The organism is Enterobacter cloacae complex sp. AR_0002 (assembly GCF_001922365.1).
Lineage (GTDB): Bacteria > Pseudomonadota > Gammaproteobacteria > Enterobacterales > Enterobacteriaceae > Enterobacter > Enterobacter hormaechei_C.
This window is the reverse complement of the sequence record NZ_CP018814.1, coordinates 2,550,641-2,568,314: the sequence shown is the minus strand read 5'-3', so window position 1 is coordinate 2,568,314 and position 17,674 is coordinate 2,550,641. Positions and strand designations below refer to the sequence as shown.

17 protein-coding genes are annotated in these 17,674 nt (G+C 54.3%); 13 read left to right on the top strand and 4 right to left on the bottom strand.

The annotated features are described in order from the left end of the window. Positions 1 to 95 precede the first annotated feature (95 nt). On the bottom strand, positions 96 to 2,540 hold the full coding sequence (gene fadE, locus AM329_RS12725; protein WP_023315472.1) for an acyl-CoA dehydrogenase FadE: 2,445 nt from the start codon (positions 2,538 to 2,540) through the stop codon (positions 96 to 98). Positions 2,541 to 2,779: 239 nt separating this feature from the next. Between fadE and lpcA the strand changes: the two genes are divergently transcribed. Continuing rightward, entirely contained in the window at positions 2,780 to 3,358 is a 579-nt protein-coding gene (gene lpcA / locus AM329_RS12720) for a D-sedoheptulose 7-phosphate isomerase (RefSeq protein WP_003863232.1), read from the top strand. Between the two features lie 48 nt (positions 3,359 to 3,406). Then, complete coding sequence (locus AM329_RS12715; protein WP_032608601.1) at positions 3,407 to 4,174, top strand: class II glutamine amidotransferase; 768 nt, start codon at positions 3,407 to 3,409, stop codon at positions 4,172 to 4,174. Here the strand turns inward: AM329_RS12715 and dpaA are convergent. Continuing rightward, positions 4,145 to 4,885, bottom strand: a complete 741-nt coding sequence (dpaA, locus tag AM329_RS12710) for a peptidoglycan meso-diaminopimelic acid protein amidase (protein WP_023315473.1) — start codon at positions 4,883 to 4,885, stop codon at positions 4,145 to 4,147. The two genes, AM329_RS12715 and dpaA, sit on opposite strands and share 30 nt — an antisense overlap. Positions 4,886 to 5,185: 300 nt before the next feature. On the opposite strand from dpaA, the gene AM329_RS12705 reads away from it, so the two are divergent. The 8 genes from AM329_RS12705 (at position 5,186) to dinB (ending at position 12,391) form a co-directional block, all read left to right on the top strand. Then, positions 5,186 to 6,529 carry a Na(+)-translocating NADH-quinone reductase subunit A gene (locus AM329_RS12705; protein ID WP_032608602.1) on the top strand — a complete coding sequence of 448 codons (1,344 nt, stop codon included), beginning with the start codon at positions 5,186 to 5,188 and terminating at the stop codon, positions 6,527 to 6,529. Positions 6,530 to 6,531: 2 nt separating this feature from the next. Continuing rightward, positions 6,532 to 7,767, top strand: coding sequence for an NADH:ubiquinone reductase (Na(+)-transporting) subunit B (locus AM329_RS12700; RefSeq protein ID WP_022647143.1), 1,236 nt, complete (start codon positions 6,532 to 6,534; stop codon positions 7,765 to 7,767). Beyond that, positions 7,760 to 8,554 (top strand): Na(+)-translocating NADH-quinone reductase subunit C, encoded by a 795-nt coding sequence (locus tag AM329_RS12695; protein WP_003863221.1) that lies wholly within the window; start codon positions 7,760 to 7,762, stop codon positions 8,552 to 8,554. Before AM329_RS12700 ends, AM329_RS12695 begins: the two co-directional genes overlap by 8 nt. After that, the gene (locus AM329_RS12690; protein WP_003863219.1) at positions 8,547 to 9,185 is read left to right on the top strand and encodes an NADH:ubiquinone reductase (Na(+)-transporting) subunit D; all 639 of its coding nucleotides are present in this window, start codon (positions 8,547 to 8,549) and stop codon (positions 9,183 to 9,185) included. The genes AM329_RS12695 and AM329_RS12690 overlap by 8 nt, the downstream gene beginning before the upstream one ends. 6 nt (positions 9,186 to 9,191) lie before the next feature. Continuing rightward, on the top strand, positions 9,192 to 9,788 hold the full coding sequence (gene nqrE / locus AM329_RS12685; protein ID WP_003863217.1) for an NADH:ubiquinone reductase (Na(+)-transporting) subunit E: 597 nt from the start codon (positions 9,192 to 9,194) through the stop codon (positions 9,786 to 9,788). Positions 9,789 to 9,798: 10 nt separating this feature from the next. Then, on the top strand, positions 9,799 to 11,022 hold the full coding sequence (gene nqrF / locus AM329_RS12680) for an NADH:ubiquinone reductase (Na(+)-transporting) subunit F (protein WP_023315477.1): 1,224 nt from the start codon (positions 9,799 to 9,801) through the stop codon (positions 11,020 to 11,022). Between the two features lie 2 nt (positions 11,023 to 11,024). After that, a complete protein-coding gene (gene nqrM, locus AM329_RS12675; RefSeq protein WP_003863212.1) occupies positions 11,025 to 11,225 on the top strand; it encodes a (Na+)-NQR maturation NqrM in 201 nt (66 codons plus the stop codon). Positions 11,226 to 11,332: 107 nt separating this feature from the next. Further along, positions 11,333 to 12,391 (top strand): DNA polymerase IV, encoded by a 1,059-nt coding sequence (dinB, locus tag AM329_RS12670; RefSeq protein ID WP_032608604.1) that lies wholly within the window; start codon positions 11,333 to 11,335, stop codon positions 12,389 to 12,391. Positions 12,392 to 12,446: 55 nt separating this feature from the next. Here the strand turns inward: dinB and pepD are convergent, their stop codons facing one another. After that, a complete protein-coding gene (pepD, locus tag AM329_RS12665; protein ID WP_003863206.1) occupies positions 12,447 to 13,904 on the bottom strand; it encodes a cytosol nonspecific dipeptidase in 1,458 nt (485 codons plus the stop codon). 259 nt (positions 13,905 to 14,163) lie between these two features. Between pepD and gpt the strand changes: the two genes are divergently transcribed. The 3 genes from gpt to crl all read left to right on the top strand — a co-directional run bounded on the left by gpt (position 14,164) and on the right by crl (position 16,429). Further along, entirely contained in the window at positions 14,164 to 14,622 is a 459-nt protein-coding gene (gene gpt / locus AM329_RS12660) for a xanthine phosphoribosyltransferase (protein WP_003863205.1), read from the top strand. 104 nt (positions 14,623 to 14,726) lie between these two features. Then, entirely contained in the window at positions 14,727 to 15,971 is a 1,245-nt protein-coding gene (frsA, locus tag AM329_RS12655) for an esterase FrsA (protein ID WP_023295967.1), read from the top strand. Positions 15,972 to 16,027: 56 nt separating this feature from the next. After that, positions 16,028 to 16,429, top strand: a complete 402-nt coding sequence (gene crl, locus AM329_RS12650; protein ID WP_003863201.1) for a sigma factor-binding protein Crl — start codon at positions 16,028 to 16,030, stop codon at positions 16,427 to 16,429. Positions 16,430 to 16,561: 132 nt separating this feature from the next. Here the strand turns inward: crl and phoE are convergent, their stop codons facing one another. Continuing rightward, positions 16,562 to 17,614: a phosphoporin PhoE gene (gene phoE, locus AM329_RS12645; protein WP_003863199.1), complete on the bottom strand. Its 1,053-nt coding sequence runs from the start codon at positions 17,612 to 17,614 to the stop codon at positions 16,562 to 16,564. Positions 17,615 to 17,674 lie beyond the last annotated feature (60 nt).

Here is a 17,674-nt window from a genome sequence, read left to right as displayed (position 1 = left end):
TAAAAGATCGCTTTTTGACACTGTAGCACGTCATTACGAGAAAATGTGGCATTAAAAAACCCCGCACGGAGCGGGGTTGATGGACGCTGAACGTCTTATGCGGCTTCAGGTTTGCGGTGCTTCTCCGGCAGCTTTACCGGCTGTGTCGCCAGCTCTTCTGGTTCGAAATCATCCACGTTAATACTGCGCAGACGGCTCTCTTCGGCTTTCACCAGAATCGCAGCTTCGCTGTTGTCGATGATGCCACCCGCCAGCGCCTGTTTTGCCAGCTCATCCAGTCGTGTAAACGGCAGATTTTTGCCCAGCTGTTTGCAGATCTTCTGGTGAATCGGGTCGGCGGCCATCACGTCAAGCAGCGCCTCTTCCAGCAAACCTACCGGGTTATGCGGGGTAGGTGCCAGATATTGACCCCGACCAATACGAGAGCGGGTTGCGCTCGGTACCTGGAGGATCTTCGCTACCTTGTGATCCAGCTTGTCGGACGGCGCCAGGTGATGACGACCGGTCGGGAAGATCACGACGCGCAGGGCACCTGCCACGAAGCGGTTCGGGAAGTTCGCCAGCAGATCGTCAATTGCCTGTTCGGCCTGATACATCGCATCCTGCACGCCCCAGTGCACCAGCGGCAGATCCGCTTCCTGACGGCCTTCATCGTCGTAGCGTTTCAGCACCGCAGAGGCCAGGAAGATCTGGCTCAGCACATCACCCAGACGGGCGGAGATGCGCTCGCGACGCTTCAGGCTACCGCCCAGCACCGCCATGGAAACGTCAGACAGCAGAGCCAGGTTGGCGCTCAGACGGTTAAGGTGCTGGTAGTAACGTTTGGTCGCATCACCGGTTGGCGTCGCGCTGGTCAGCCCGCGCGTCAGGCCCAGCCAGAAGCTGCGCACCTTGTTGCTGCCGACGTGACCGATATGTTTGAACAGCAGCTTGTCGAAGGCATCCACATCATTATTCTGCGCGGCAGCCATCTCTTCCAGCACGTACGGATGGCAACGAATCGCACCCTGGCCGAAGATCATCATGCTACGGGTCAGGATGTTTGCCCCTTCCACGGTGATGGCAATCGGCGCACCCTGATAGCTGCGTGCCAGGAAGTTGCCTTCACCGAGCATGATCCCTTTACCGCCTGCGATATCCATTGCATCAATAATTGACTGCTGTGCACGGTGGGTACAGTGGTATTTCACAATTGCCGACAGCACGGCGGGTTTTTCGCCCAGCATAATTCCGTAGGTAATCAGCGAGGCTGCGGCGTCCATCACGTAGGCATTGCCCGCAATACGCGCCAGCGGCTCTTCGATACCTTCCATCTTGCCGATGGAGATTTTGAACTGACGGCGGATATGCGCGTAAGCCCCAATCCCCATCGCCACCGATTTCAGACCGCCGGTTGAGTTCGACGGCAGGGTAATGCCGCGGCCCACAGACAGACATTCTACCAGCATACGCCAGCCCTGACCGGCCATTTTCGGGCCACCGATGATGTAATCAATCGGGACAAAGATATCCTGACCGCGGGTAGGACCGTTCTGGAACGGTACGTTCAGCGGGAAGTGACGGCGACCAATCTCAACACCTGGGGTCGAGGTTGGGATCAGCGCACAGGTAATGCCCAGATCTTCTTCACCGCCCAGCAGTTTTTCCGGGTCAGAGAGTTTGAACGCCAGGCCCAGCACCGTGGCGATAGGCGCGAGGGTGATATAACGTTTGTTCCAGGTCAGGCGCATGCCCAGCACCTGCTGGCCCTGCCACTCGCCCATGCAAACCACGCCGGTATCGGGGATCGCGCCGGCATCAGAGCCCGCCTCCGGGCTGGTCAGCGCGAAGCACGGAATTTCCTGGCCACGCGCCAGACGCGGCAGGTAGTGATCTTTCTGCTCTTCTGTACCGTAATGCTGTAACAGCTCGCCCGGGCCTAAGGAGTTTGGCACGCCAACGGTAATCGCCAGGATCCCGGAGACACCCGCCAGTTTTTGCAGCACGCGAGCCTGAGCGTAAGCGGAGAATTCCAGACCGCCATACTCTTTCTTAATGATCATCGCGAAGAAGCGATGCTCTTTCAGGTATGCCCACAGCTCAGGCGGCAGGTCGGCCATTTCGTGAGTGATGGCAAAGTCGTTTGCCATGCGGCACGCTTCTTCTACCGGACCATCAATAAAGGCCTGTTCTTCGGCGGTCAGACGCGGCTGTGGATAGTTGTGAAGCTTTTTCCAGTCCGGGTTGCCCTGGAACAGATCGCCTTCCCACCAGGTCGTACCGGCGTCAATCGCTTCTTTCTCTGTACGCGACATCGGCGGCATCACTTTACGGAATCCCCTGAACACCGGCACAGAGATCATCGACTTACGCATCGGCGTCAGGTTAAACGGCAGTAAAATGATGGCCAGGGGAACAAGAACCCAGATATTCCACAGGCCAGCGACGCCAAGTGCAGCCGTCCAGGCCAGAAGAATCAGGCTACTCAGGAATAAACTGACACGGTGATAGAACAACACACCGAGCAGTACAACGGTTGCGAGAATGCTCAAAATCATCATAAAGAAAAGCTCCCTTGCTTGTAGGAGGTCTGACCACTTGTGATGATATGGTTGTAGTTGATGTCATTTCCTTTAGCAATGTGTTTACAAAATAATTACAACCTGGTTCACATTGTTCGCGTTTTAGCCGGCACAAAAAATCAAAACGCCGGACGATTCGCATGGCTTTAGCTTCTCGCTTTTACTGCTATCCGGTACACTCCACTGTGTTATTTCATCAATACTGAAGGATTATCCTCATGTACCAGGATCTTATTCGTAACGAACTGAACGAAGCGGCGGAAACGCTGGCGAACTTTCTGAAAGATGATGCCAATATTCACGCTATTCAGCGCGCGGCGGTCCTGCTTGCCGACAGCTTCAAAGCCGGCGGTAAAGTGCTCTCCTGCGGTAACGGCGGTTCCCACTGTGACGCCATGCACTTCGCCGAGGAGCTGACCGGACGCTATCGCGAAAACCGTCCGGGCTACCCGGCGATTGCGATTTCCGACGTGAGCCACATCTCCTGTGTAGGCAACGACTTTGGTTACGACCACATCTTTTCCCGCTACGTTGAAGCCGTAGGCCGTGAAGGCGATGTGCTTCTCGGTATCTCCACGTCCGGTAACTCCGCTAACGTGATCAAAGCGATCGCCGCCGCGCGTGAGAAGGGCATGAAAGTGATCACCCTGACCGGGAAAGATGGCGGTAAGATGGACGGTACAGCGGACATTGAAATCCGCGTTCCACACTTCGGTTATGCCGATCGCGTTCAGGAAATTCACATCAAAGTGATCCACATCCTGATCCAATTGATCGAAAAAGAGATGGTTAAGTAAGACTTCGCTGGGGGGCGCCGGTGCCCCCCGCTGTTGTGGAGGTGATCTATGTGCGAACTGCTCGGGATGAGCGCCAATGTGCCAACCGATATCTGCTTTAGTTTTACCGGGCTGGTTCAGCGCGGTGGAGGAACCGGGCCGCATAAAGACGGCTGGGGCATTACCTTCTACGAAGGCAAAGGATGCCGCACGTTTAAAGATCCACAGCCCAGCTTTAACTCACCCATTGCCAGACTGGTGCAGGACTATCCTATTAAATCCTGTTCGGTGATCGCCCATATCCGCCAGGCCAATCGCGGCGAAGTGGCGCTGGAAAATACCCATCCGTTTACCCGTGAACTGTGGGGCCGTAACTGGACCTATGCGCACAACGGGCAGCTCTCGGGCTATAAATCACTGGAAACCGGCAATTTTCGTCCTGTCGGTGAAACGGACAGCGAAAAAGCATTTTGCTGGCTGCTGCACAAGCTGACCGAGCGCTATCCCCGTAAGCCCGGCAACATGACCGCCGTTTTTAAGTACATAGCGTCACTGGCGTCTGAGTTACGCGCGAAAGGCGTCTTTAATATGCTGCTGTCTGACGGGCGCTACGTGATGGCGTTCTGCTCGACAAATCTGTTCTGGATCACCCGACGTGCGCCGTTTGGCGTCGCCACGCTGCTCGATCAGGATGTGGAAATTGATTTTCAGAAGGAGACCACACCGAACGATGTGGTCACTGTCATTGCAACGCAGCCACTGACGGGCAACGAAACCTGGCAAAAGATCATGCCAGGCGAGTGGGCGCTATTTTGTCTCGGGGACCGCGTAATTTGACGCCAGCTGCGGCTGAACCACTTCATGGCTGAGCGGTTTACTCACCACATAACGGCCATTGACGATGGACACCACCGGCGGCTTATGGGTCTGCTCGAAGTAGTCATAGCCCGGTTTTAGCTGTTTCCAGAAATCTGTGTAAACAGAGTACTTATGGCGTGCCATGTTCGCATCCGTCATACGGAACGGATAGATGCTGACCTGAACATTCGGCTGACCGAAGACCAGTGCGCCCGTGACAAACTGGAAGATTTCATCAATGCCGGAATCCGTCATCGCATAACAGCCGACAGACACGCAGGCGCCGTGGATCATCAGGTATTTCCCTTCGTAACCGTGCGCACGGTCGAAGGCATTGGGGAAACCGATGTTAATCGCTTTATAGAAGCGGCTGTCCGGTTTTAGCTGGTTACGCTGAACGTTGTAAAACCCTTCCGGACTTTTGAAGTCACCCTGCCGCTGTTTCGGCCCCAGCCCGCCAGAATAGTTACAGATTTTGTAGCTATCGAGCAGCTGATACGTCTCGCCCATTTTGACAAACAGATCGAGTGTGCGCTCTTCCTTGAAGATTTGAATATAAACCGGGGATCCCATCAACTGCTGTTTATACTCTTTACTGATCGGCGTCGTTGAACTATTACTGCCAAGCAGCCCGGCAAACGACATGCACGGTATCAGAAGCATCGCAATGAACAATGCGATTTTACGCATACTACTGGTTCCTTGATAAAACAATGACCAACTTGCCAGAACGGCAAAAGACACCCGAAATCAGACTAATCTGGACAGGAGCGCTCACATTAGCACCGATGGAGATTTTCGCAAGAGCCAACCTTTGCGTTTACAAATTAGTTTTACTTTATAACCCATTCACATTGTCCTGACTCCAGGAACTTTGCGCAATAGCTCGCATTTCGGCGCGCCAGACGGCGGATTTGCTGCCCCTGGCAGGGCCTAAAATGGTACACTCCGGCCTCTCTGGATTGTTGTTCATGGATACCTGCTAACCACATGTTTAGAATCAGAAAAGGACTCGATCTGCCAATCTCTGGCGTGCCTGAACAGCACGTTACCACCGGCGCCAGTATTCATCATGTCGCCATTGTAGGTGATGATTACGTGGGCATGCGTCCTGCGATGCTGGTACAGGAAGGCGATCGCGTAATAAAAGGCCAGGCACTCTTCGAGGATAAAAAAAATCCTGGCGTTATGTTTACAGCCCCAGCCAGCGGCACCGTTGTTGCCATCCATCGTGGTGAGCGTCGCGTCCTGCAATCGGTTGTTATTCAAATTGAAGGTGATGAGAAACGCGAATTTGCGCGTTTTGACGCCGCCGATCTCGCCACCCTCAGCCACGACGTGGTGCAGACGCAACTGCTGGAGTCGGGACTGTGGACGGCGCTTCGCACGCGGCCCTATAGCAAAACGCCCGTGCCAGGCACTGTGCCGGCCGCTATCTTCGTTACGGCCATCGACACCAACCCGCTCAGCGCAGATCCGCAGCCTCTTATCCTGGCGGAACGAAAAGCTTTCGATGCCGGCCTCACCGTGTTAACACGCCTGACGCCGGGCAAAGTGCATGTCTGCCAGGCCAGCGGCGGTAAGCTGGGCGGTCATCCGCAAGGGCAGGTGGCCTTTAATGAATTTGCCGGCCCGCATCCGGCGGGGCTGGTGGGAACGCATATTCATTTCCTGGAGCCGGTAAGCCTGACGAAACAGGTCTGGCATCTTAATTATCAGGACGTGATCGCTATCGGTAAGCTGTTCACCACGGGTGAGCTGTGCGCAGAACGCATTATTGCCATCGGCGGCCCTCAGGCAACCCAACCGCGTCTGGTTCGCACGCTGCTTGGGGCAGACCTGACGGCGCTGTTGGCTGGCGAAACGAAAGAGGGTGAAAACCGTATTATTTCCGGTTCGGTGCTGAGCGGCAGGCACGCGACAGGCCCGATGGCCTGGCTGGGTCGTTTCCATCTTCAGGTGAGTGTTGTGCTTGAAGGACGCGAGAAAGAGCTGTTCGGCTGGGTACTGCCTGGCGCAGAAAAATACTCGGTAACCCGCACCACGCTCGGCCACTTCCTGCGTCATAAGCTGTTTAACTTCTCCACCAGCACCAACGGCGGTGAGCGCGCCATGGTTCCGATTGGCAACTACGAACGCGTGATGCCGCTGGATATTCTGCCCACCGTGCTGCTGCGGGATCTCCTGGCCGGTGATACCGACGGTGCCCAGGCGCTGGGCTGTCTGGAGCTGGACGAAGAAGATCTGGCGCTGTGTACCTATGTGTGTCCAGGTAAATACGAATATGGACCCGTATTGCGCGAGGTGTTAACCCGCATTGAGCAGGAAGGATAAACATGGGCTTAAAACACCTCTTTGAAAAAATTGAGCCGCACTTTACCGAAGGGAAGCTCAAAAAGTACTACCCGCTGTATGAAGCGACAACGACCATTTTCTACACGCCGGGTCTGGTAACGAAAGGCGCGGCGCACGTTCGCGACGCCATCGACCTCAAGCGAATGATGATTCTGGTTTGGTTTGCGGTCTTCCCGGCCATGTTCTGGGGGATGTATAACGTTGGGTTGCAAACTATTCCGGCGCTGCACCATATGTACGATGCAGAACAGCTGGCGCAGGTGATTCAGTCTGACTGGCACTATCGTCTGGCACAGTCGCTGGGGGTGAGCTTTGCGGCAGATGCCGGCTGGATCAGCATGATGACGCTGGGCGCTGTCTTCTTCCTCCCCATCTATATGACTGTCTTTATCGTGGGCGGTTTCTGGGAGGTGCTGTTCGCCATTATTCGCAAACATGAGATCAACGAGGGCTTCTTTGTTACCTCTATTCTGTTTGCGCTGATTGTTCCGCCAACGCTGCCGCTCTGGCAGGCGGCGATGGGGATCAGCTTTGGCGTGGTGATTGCCAAGGAGATCTTCGGCGGGACCGGACGCAACTTCCTCAACCCGGCGCTGGCAGGACGCGCGTTCCTGTTCTTTGCTTATCCGGCGCAAATCTCGGGCGATCTGGTGTGGACGGCAGCAGACGGATTCTCCGGCGCGACGCCACTTTCACAGTGGGCGGCAGGCGGCGGCGAAACGCTGGTCAATAATGCAACCGGACAGCCCGTCACCTGGTTTGATGCGTTTATCGGCAATATCCCAGGCTCCATCGGTGAAGTGTCTACCCTGATGATTTTGATCGGCGGAGCCATCATCCTCTTTGGCCGCGTGGCGTCCTGGCGCATTGTCGCTGGCGTCATGCTCGGGATGGTACTCACCGCCACGCTTTTCAACTTCATTGGTTCAGACACAAACCCGATGTTCTCCATGCCGTGGTACTGGCACCTTGTGCTGGGAGGCTTTGCGTTTGGCATGATGTTCATGGCCACCGATCCGGTCTCGGCTTCGTTTACCGACAGAGGTAAATGGTGTTACGGCGCGCTCATTGGGGTGATGTGTGTACTGATTCGCGTGGTCAACCCGGCTTATCCGGAAGGGATGATGTTGGCCATTCTGTTTGCCAATCTGTTTGCGCCGCTGTTCGACTACCTGGTCGTGCGCGCCAACATTAAGCGGAGGAAGGCGCGTGGCTGAGATCAAAAATAACGACAGCATCAGCAAAACGCTGCTGGTGGTGCTGGTACTGTGTCTGGTTTGTTCCATTGTCGTGGCCGGTTCTGCCGTAGGGTTGAAACCGCTACAGCAGGAGCAACGTGCGCTGGATAAACAGCGTAACATCCTGGCCGTTGCCGGGCTGATGCAGGAAGGCATGACGAAGGATGACGTCGCAGCGGTGTTTGCCGAACGTATTACCGCACGGCTGGTGGATTTAAAAACCGGGGAGTTAATGGATAAAGACCCGGCGAAATACAACCAGGCGCTGGCGCTAAAAGATCCGCAAATGAGCACCACGCTTGACGCCTCGCAGGATCCGGCAGGCATTAAGCGCCGCAGCAATGTCGCGGAGATTTACCTCGTCCGTGACGAGCAAAAACGCATTCAGAAAATCGTGTTGCCCATCTATGGCAACGGTTTATGGTCAATGATGTACGCCTTTGTGGCGCTGGATACCGACGGCCGTACGGTTAAAGGCATTACTTATTACGATCAGGGCGAAACGCCGGGGCTGGGGGGCGAAGTTGAGAACCCTAACTGGCGGGCACAGTTTGTTGGTAAAAAAGTGCTCGACGACAACGGCCAGCCTGCGCTGAAGGTGGTAAAAGGGGGCGCGCGTCCCGGCGATGAATTTGCCGTTGATGGCCTTTCCGGCGCCACGCTCACCTCAAACGGTGTGCAGCACAGCTTTGATTTCTGGATGGGTGAACTGGGCTTTGGTCCCTTCCTGAAGAATGTACGTGAAGGAGCGCTGAATAATGGCTGATACGGGTGAACTGAAAGAAGTTAAAAAGGTGCTGATTGGCCCGCTGTTAGCCAATAACCCGATAACGCTTCAGGTGCTGGGGGTGTGCTCGGCGCTGGCGGTCACCACCAAGCTGGAAACGGCGGTGGTCATGACGCTGGCGGTAACGCTGGTGACAGCTTTTTCCAGCATGTTTATCTCAATGATCCGCCACCACATACCCAACAGCGTAAGGATCATCGTGCAGATGGCGATCATCGCCTCGCTGGTGATCGTGGTCGATCAGCTCCTGCGCGCCTTCGCCTATGAAACCTCGAAGCAGCTTTCGGTGTTTGTCGGCCTGATTATCACCAACTGTATCGTGATGGGGCGTGCTGAAGCCTATGCGATGAAAATGCCGCCGCTGGCGAGCTTTATGGACGGTATCGGCAACGGCCTGGGTTACGGCGTAATCCTGTTGACGGTTGGTTTCCTGCGCGAACTTATTGGCAGCGGCAAGCTGTTTGGCATTCCGGTGCTGGATACGGTACAGAACGGCGGCTGGTATCTGCCGAACGGCCTGTTCCTGCTGGCCCCAAGCGCATTTTTCATTATCGGTTTGCTGATCTGGCTGATTCGTACGTTGAAGCCTGAACAGCAGGAAAAGGAGTAACCGACAATGGCTCATTACCTGAGTTTATTTGTGCGCGCGGTGTTTGTTGAAAACATGGCGCTCGCTTTCTTCCTGGGCATGTGTACGTTCCTTGCCGTTTCTAAAAAGGTATCGACGGCATTTGGTCTGGGCGTGGCAGTCACCGTTGTGCTGGGGCTTTCCGTTCCGATTAACAACCTGGTATTCAACTTCGTGCTGCGCGATGGCGCGCTGGTGGAGGGGGTTGATCTTAGCTTCCTGAACTTCATCACCTTTATCGGAGTGATTGCGGCGCTTGTTCAGATCCTGGAGATGATCCTCGATAAATACTTCCCGTCGCTGTACAACGCGCTGGGGATCTTCCTGCCGCTGATCGCCGTGAACTGCGCCATTTTTGGCGGTGTTTCCTTTATGGTTCAGCGTGATTACAACTTCAGTGAATCGGTTGTGTATGGCTTCGGTTCCGGTATCGGCTGGATGCTGGCGATTGTTACCATGGCGGGGATCCGTGAAAAAATGAAATATGCCAACGTACCTGCGGGGCTTCGTGGCTTAGGGATCACCTTTATCACCACCGGCCTGATGGCGTTGGGCTTTATGTCCTTCTCCGGTGTGCAGCTATAAGGGCTAACAAATGGAAATTATTCTTGGCGTGGTGATGTTCACGCTGATAGTACTGGTGCTGTCAGGGCTGATCCTGGCGGCGCGTGCGAAGCTGGTCAATTCCGGGGATGTGATCATTGATATCAATGACGATCCGCAGAATCAGATCCGTACCCCGGCAGGGGATAAGCTGCTTAACACGCTCTCCGGCAACGGGATTTTTGTCTCGTCTGCCTGTGGCGGCGGTGGCTCCTGTGGCCAGTGCCGTGTGACGGTGAAAGAGGGCGGCGGTGATATTCTGCCAACGGAACTGTCCCATATTACGAAGCGTGAAGCGAAAGAGGGATGCCGTCTGGCGTGTCAGGTCGCTGTGCGCCAGAACATGAAGATTGAGCTGCCGGAGGAGATCTTCGGCGTGAAAAAATGGGAGTGCGAAGTTATCTCTAACGATAACAAAGCCACGTTCATTAAAGAGCTCAAGCTGCGTGTCCCTGAAGGGGAGAGCGTCCCGTTCCGTGCGGGTGGGTATATCCAGATTGAATGTCCGGCACACACCGTCGCGTATGCTGACTTCGACGTGCCCGAAGAGTACCGGGCCGACTGGGATAAATTTAACCTCTTCCGCTTTGTTTCCGAGGTAAAAGAGCCCGCGCTCCGCGCCTATTCCATGGCTAACTACCCGGAAGAGAAGGGCATTATTATGCTCAACGTGCGTATCGCCACGCCGCCACCGAATGTGCCTGATGCCCCCCCTGGCGTCATGTCATCCTATATCTGGTCCCTCAAGCCTGGCGACAAAGTGACGATTTCCGGCCCGTTCGGCGAATTCTTTGCCAAAGATACTGACGCGGAGATGGTCTTTATCGGCGGCGGAGCGGGTATGGCGCCGATGCGTTCGCATATCTTTGACCAGCTCAAACGACTTGGCAGCAAGCGCAAGATCAGCTTCTGGTACGGAGCGCGTTCACTGCGCGAAATGTTCTATGACGATGAGTTTGAACAACTGGCACGTGATAACCCTAACTTTACCTTCCATGTGGCGTTATCCGATCCGCAGCCGGAAGATAACTGGACAGGCTATACGGGCTTCATCCACAACGTGCTGTATGAAAATTACCTCAAACAGCACCCGGCACCGGAAGACTGCGAGTTCTATATGTGTGGTCCACCAATGATGAACGCGGCCGTGATTAAGATGCTAAAAGATCTTGGCGTGGAAGATGAGAACATCATGCTCGATGATTTCGGAGGCTGATTATGCTGACCTTTCTGGCGACCTTTGCGGTGTTTGTGCTGGTGATCTTCGGCATGTCCTTAGGCTGGATCATCAAGCGTAAAAGCATTCAGGGCAGTTGCGGAGGCATCTCTTCCATCGGAATGGAAAAAGTGTGCGATTGTCCGGAACCGTGCGATGCGCGGAAAAAGCGGATGGCTCGCGAGCAGCAACGCATTATTTAGTCTTCCTGGTCGGGTAAGGCAACGCCGCCACCCGACAATTCCCATGCACACTTCTCAACCCTCATTTGTTTACTGTATACTTATCCAGTAACGAGTGAGGGCTTACTATGCGCAAAATAATCCATGTCGATATGGACTGCTTTTTTGCCGCAGTGGAGATGCGTGACAACCCGGCGCTGCGGGATATTCCCATTGCCATTGGCGGCAGCCGGGTACAGCGCGGTGTCATCAGCACCGCCAACTATCCTGCTCGCAAATACGGCGTGCGCAGCGCCATGCCGACAGCGATGGCGCTGAAACTGTGCCCGCATCTCACTCTTTTGCCCGGACGTTTTGATGCCTATAAAGAAGCATCGAGCCACATTCGGGAGATCTTTTCCCGCTACACTTCACTTATCGAACCGTTATCGCTGGATGAAGCCTATCTTGATGTCACCCACAGCTTGCACTGCCACGGCTCCGCCACCCTGATGGCGCAGGAGATCCGCCAGACTATTTTTAACGAGCTGAACCTGACGGCATCGGCGGGTGTCGCGCCGGTCAAATTTCTCGCCAAAATCGCCTCCGATTTAAATAAGCCCAACGGCCAGTACGTTATCACTCCGGAAGAGGTTTCGGCGTTTTTAAAGACGCTGCCGCTCAGCAAAATCCCCGGAGTGGGCAAAGTCTCCGCCGCGAAGCTGGAAAGTATGGGGCTACGCACCTGCGAAGACGTTCAGCGCAGCGATCTGGCGCTGCTGCTTAAGCGTTTTGGCAAGTTTGGCCGCGTACTGTGGGAACGCAGTCAGGGCATTGATGACCGGGATGTGAACAACGAACGGCTGCGTAAATCGGTCGGCGTTGAACGCACGCTGAGCGAAGATATCCATGACTGGACCGAATGTGAAACCATTATTACGGAACAACTCTATCCTGAACTTGAACGACGCTTACTGAAGGTCAAACCGGATCTGCTTATTGCCCGGCAGGGCATCAAACTGAAATTTAACGATTTTCAGCAGACGACGCAGGAACACGTCTGGCCACGCCTCAACAAAGAGGATCTTATCGCGACGGCAAAAAAGGCATGGGAAGAACGGCGGGGCGGGCGAGGGGTGAGGCTGGTGGGGCTGCACGTCACCTTGCTGGATCCGCAGCTGGAGCGTCAGCTGGTGTTGGGGCTGTAGATTACGCTAATTGTAGGCCCGGTAAGCGTAGCGCCACCGGGCAACAGACGACGAATTACTTCGCAGGGATTGCTTTCAGCAGCTCAGTCAGCAGCGTCCAGTAGTGACCGACGCTTTCAATATGAACCTGTTCATCCGGGGAGTGTGGACCCGTGATGGTCGGCCCAATGGAGACCATGTCCATATCCGGATACGGTTTCTTGAACAGACCACACTCCAGACCCGCGTGAATAACCTGAATGTTCGGGGTGCTGTTGAACAGTCGCTGATAAGTTTCACGCACCAGTGCCATGACCGGAGAACTTGCATCCGGCTGCCAGCCCGGGTAGCTGCCTTTTGCAGACGTTTTCGCGCCCGCCAGGGTACCCAGAGATTCCAGCATGCTCACAACGTACTCTTTTCCGCTGTCGATCAGGGAACGGATCAGGCAGATGATCTCTGCGCTGTCGTCACCCATGGTCACCACGCCCACGTTCAGGGAGGTTTCCACCACGCCTTTCGCCACGTCAGAGTTGCGAATAACGCCGTTTGGCGTTGCGTTCAGCAGCTGGACAAACGTGTCACGAGACTGTGCGGTCAGCGCGGCTTTATCCGTCGTAACGGACTCCAGCACCACCGTCAGGTTTTTCTCTTTTGCAGACAGTTCGTTTTTCAGGATCTCCAGATACACGCTTGAGAGTTTTTTCAGTTCGTCCGCTTTCGACGCAGGCACTGCCAAGGTAGCGAAGGCTTCGCGAGGGATCGCGTTACGCAGAGTACCGCCGTTGAAGTCCACCAGACGCAGATCCAGTTCAGCGGCATGGCCCGCCAGGAAACGCGCCAGCAGTTTGTTGGCGTTGCCCAGGCCCAGGTGAATATCACCGCCGGAGTGACCGCCTTTCAGCCCTTTCAGCGTCAGCTTAAAGGTCTCGAATCCGGCAGGGATCGCTTCGCGGGACAGCGGCAGGGTAGAGATAAAATCGATCCCGCCCGCGCAGCCCATGTAGATCTCACCTTCTTCTTCGGAGTCGGTGTTGATCAGAATGTCCGCTTGCAGCCAGTTTGCCTGGAGACCGAACGCGCCATCCATGCCCGCTTCTTCAGTCATGGTCAGCAGCACTTCCAGCGGACCGTGTTCAACGCTGTCGTCAGCCAGCACGGCCAGCGCGGAAGCCATACCAATGCCGTTATCTGCGCCCAGGGTCGTGCCCCGCGCCTTCACCCACTCGCCGTCGATGTACGGCTGAATCGGGTCTTTTGTGAAGTCGTGAACGGTGTCGTTGTTTTTCTGCGGAACCATGTCCAGGTGCGCCTGCAATACCACTGGCTTACGGTTTTCCATACCTGCGGTGGCAGGTTTGCGGATAAGAATATTGCCAACCTGGTCGCGTTCAGCGTGCAGACCTTTTTCCTTTGCCCAGCCCATAATATGTTCGGCAAGCTGTTCTTCGTGATAGGAAGGGTGCGGAATGGAGCAGATTTTGGCAAAAATATCCCACAGCGGCTGTGGAGATAATTGAGACAGTTCAGACACGATAGGTCTCCTTGTCGTTGCGCTGCAAAACAATGTTGCAGGTCACAGGGTTAGCAGGTTAATCGTTACCACAAGCCAGGCTTGCGAGATGCAACTGAGAATACCACTTTCTCCCGTGGCTGGTAGCATTAAGCATGTAAAAACTCAGGCTCATGGCGCGTAACACTGGTTTTTAGTGCGTCAGATCTCTATAATCTCGCGCAACCTGGTTCACCCTCATTTTTTTTAAGCCGTATATAAACAGGCTGGGACACTTCACATGAGCGAAAAATACGTCGTCACCTGGGACATGTTGCAGATTCACGCACGCAAACTGGCTGCGCGTCTGATGCCTTCCGAACAGTGGAAAGGCATTATTGCCGTCAGCCGTGGCGGTCTGGTACCGGGGGCGCTGCTGGCACGTGAGCTGGGTATTCGTCATGTCGATACCGTATGTATCTCCAGCTACGATCACGACAACCAGCGCGAACTGAAAGTGCTGAAACGCGCGGAAGGCGACGGTGAAGGCTTTATCGTTATCGACGATCTGGTGGATACCGGCGGTACTGCGGTGGCTATCCGCGAAATGTATCCAAAAGCGCACTTCGTCACTATCTTCGCGAAACCAGCGGGTCGCCCACTGGTTGATGATTACGTCATTGATATCCCGCAGGATACCTGGATTGAACAGCCATGGGATATGGGCGTGGTCTTCGTACCGCCTATCTCTGGCCGTTAATTTCAGTACGTAACTTTACACGCCCGGTTATGCCGGGCGTTGTTCTTTTTACCCTGCCACGCGTTACAATGGTCTTCATATGACGTATCCATGGAGGCAACGCAATGACGCAGGCGAATCTCACCGAAACTCTCTTCAAACCCCGTTTCAAGCACCCTGAAACGTCGACGCTGGTGCGTCGGTTTAATCCGGGGACAATGCCTGCCGTTCAGTCAGCGTTAGACGGTAAAAACGTGCCCCACTGGTATCGAATGATTAACCGCCTGATGTGGATCTGGCGCGGCATCGATCCGCGTGAAATCCTCGACGTGCAGGCGCGTATCGTGATGAGCGAGTCCGAGCGTACCGACAGCGATCTCTACGATACGGTAGTGGGCTACCGTGGTGGAAACTGGATCTACGAATGGTCAAAGCAGGCCATGCTCTGGCAGCAAAAAGCGAGCCAGGAAGAAGATGCCACTCTCAGCGGCAAGCACTGGCTGCATGCGGCAAACCTTTACAGCATCGCTGCATATCCGCATCTTAAAGGCGACGAACTGGCAGAGCAGGCGCAGGCGCTGGCAAACCGGGCTTATGAAGAGGCTGCGCAGCGGTTGCCTGGCCGGATGCGTGAAATTGAGTTCGCCATTCCCGGCGGCAGCCCGGTGACCGGATTCCTGCATATGCCGGAGGGGGAAGGGCCGTTCCCGACGGTTCTGATGTGCGGTGGACTGGACTCGTTACAAATTGACTATTACAGCCTGTATGAGCGCTACTTTGCCCCAAACGGAATCGCCATGCTGACGCTTGATATGCCTTCCATTGGTTTTTCATCCAAATGGAAACTTACGCAAGACTCCAGCCTGCTGCACCAGCATGCATTAAAAGCGCTGGAGAATATCCCCTGGGTTGATCACACCCGGGTTGGCGCGTTTGGCTTCCGCTTCGGCGCTAACGTCGCGGTACGGCTTGCCTACCTTGAATCTTCACGCCTGAAGGCCGTCGCCTGTCTTGGTCCGGTGGTGCATGCTCTGTTAAGCGATCCTGCGCGTCAGGGTAGCGTTCCTGAGATGTATCTGGACGTACTGGCGAGCCGACTTGGCATGCATGATGCTTCAGACGAAGCGTTGCGCATTGAACTTAATCGTTATTCATTAAAAACGCAGGGCTTACTCGGCCGCCGCTGCCCAACCCCGATGATGTCCGGTTTCTGGAAGAACGATCCGTTTAGCCCGGAAGAGGAGTCACGCTTAATCACGTCGTCATCTTCTGATGGTAAATTGCTGGAGGTGCCCTTCAGCCCGGTGTACCAGAATTTTGACAAAGCGCTGAAAGAGATCACACGCTGGATCACGCAGAGATTGTGTTAATAGTTTGCTAAATTTCGTTGGTTTGGTAAAACAGTGCTTCACAAAAGGAGATCGCAATGACGTTACCGAGTGGACACCCGAAAAGTAGACTGATTAAGAAGTTCATGGCTCTTGGCCCGTATATTCGAGAAGAGCAGTGTGAAGAGAATCGCTTTTTTTTCGACTGCCTGGCTGTTTGCGTCAACGTGAAGCCTGCACCCGAAAAACGTGAGTTCTGGGGCTGGTGGATGGAAATGGAAGCACAGGAAAACCGTTTTACCTATACCTATCAGTTTGGCCTGTTTAATAAAGACGGGCACTGGCAGGCGACGAGCATCAAAGATCAGGAAGTGATCGATCGCCTGGAGCATACGCTAAAAGAATTTCACGGCAGAGCTCGCGACCTGCTGGCAACATTGGATCTGAAGCTGGAGCCTGCGGACGATTTTTCCAGCGAAGCGGTGAAACTGAGAGCCTGATGATGTCCCAGCGCCGGGTGGCGGCTACGCCTTACTCGGTCTGAAAAATGTACTATCCCGTACGCCCGGTAAGCACAGCGTCACCGGGCACAAAAAAACCGGCTCAGCGCCGGTTTATTTATTACCACAACATCAGAACTGGTAGGTCATGCCCAGCGCAACGATATCATCGCTGCTTACGCCCAGTTTATTATCGTCATCAATCTGGTTGATCTTATAATCAACAAACGCAGACATATTTTTGTTGAAATAATATGTCGCACCTACGTCGATGTATTTCACGATATCTTCATCGCCGATACCTTCGATATCTTTGCCTTTAGACTGCACGTAACCCAGAGATGGACGCAGACCAAAGTCAAACTGATATTGCGCGACTACTTCGAAGTTTTGCGCTTTATTTGCAAAGCCACCGGAAATAGGGGCCATATTGCGGGTTTCGGAATAGATAGTGGCCAGATAAATATCATTGGCATCATATTTCAAACCGGTTGCCCAGCCTTCTGCTTTTTTACCTTCGCCGCGTGCCTGAAGGTTTTGCTCGTTGGTGCGGTCGGAGCTGGCATACGCACCAATCACAGAAAAATCGCTGCCGCCGAAGTCATAGCTCAGGGAGGTACCGAAGCCGTCACCGTTTTGCTTCTTCACGTCGCGGTTTTCATTTTTGCCCTGGTATTGCAGGGTCATATTCAGGCCGTCAACCAGGCCAAAGAAATCGGTATTACGGTATGTGGCCAGACCGGAGGCGCGTTTCGTCATGAAGTTATCGGTCTGTGCCAGGCCGTCACCGCCGAACTCCGGGAACATATCGGTGTATGCGGCGACGTCATACAGCGCGCCCAGGTTACGGCCATAATCCAGTGAGCCGAAGTCTTTCAGTTTCAGCCCGGCAAATGCCAGACGTGTTTTTTGAGAAGAGTCGCTTTCAGCTTTGTTACCCGCGAACTCAGCTTCCCAACGTCCGTAGCCCGTCAGCTGATCGTTAATCTGCGTTTCACCCTTAAAGCCGAAACGAACATAAGTCTGGTCACCATCCTTAGCGTCATCATCACTGATGTAGTGCATTGCTTTTACTTTGCCGTACACGTCCAGTTTATTCCCGTTTTTATTATAAACTTCTGCTGCCTGAACAGATGCGGAAGCAACTACGCCCATTACCACTAATGCCAGAGTGCTCTTTTTCATTTTCAATCCTGATTTTATAAAAACGCGCTAATATTCGCTGAGTAATAAGATTCGGCTTAT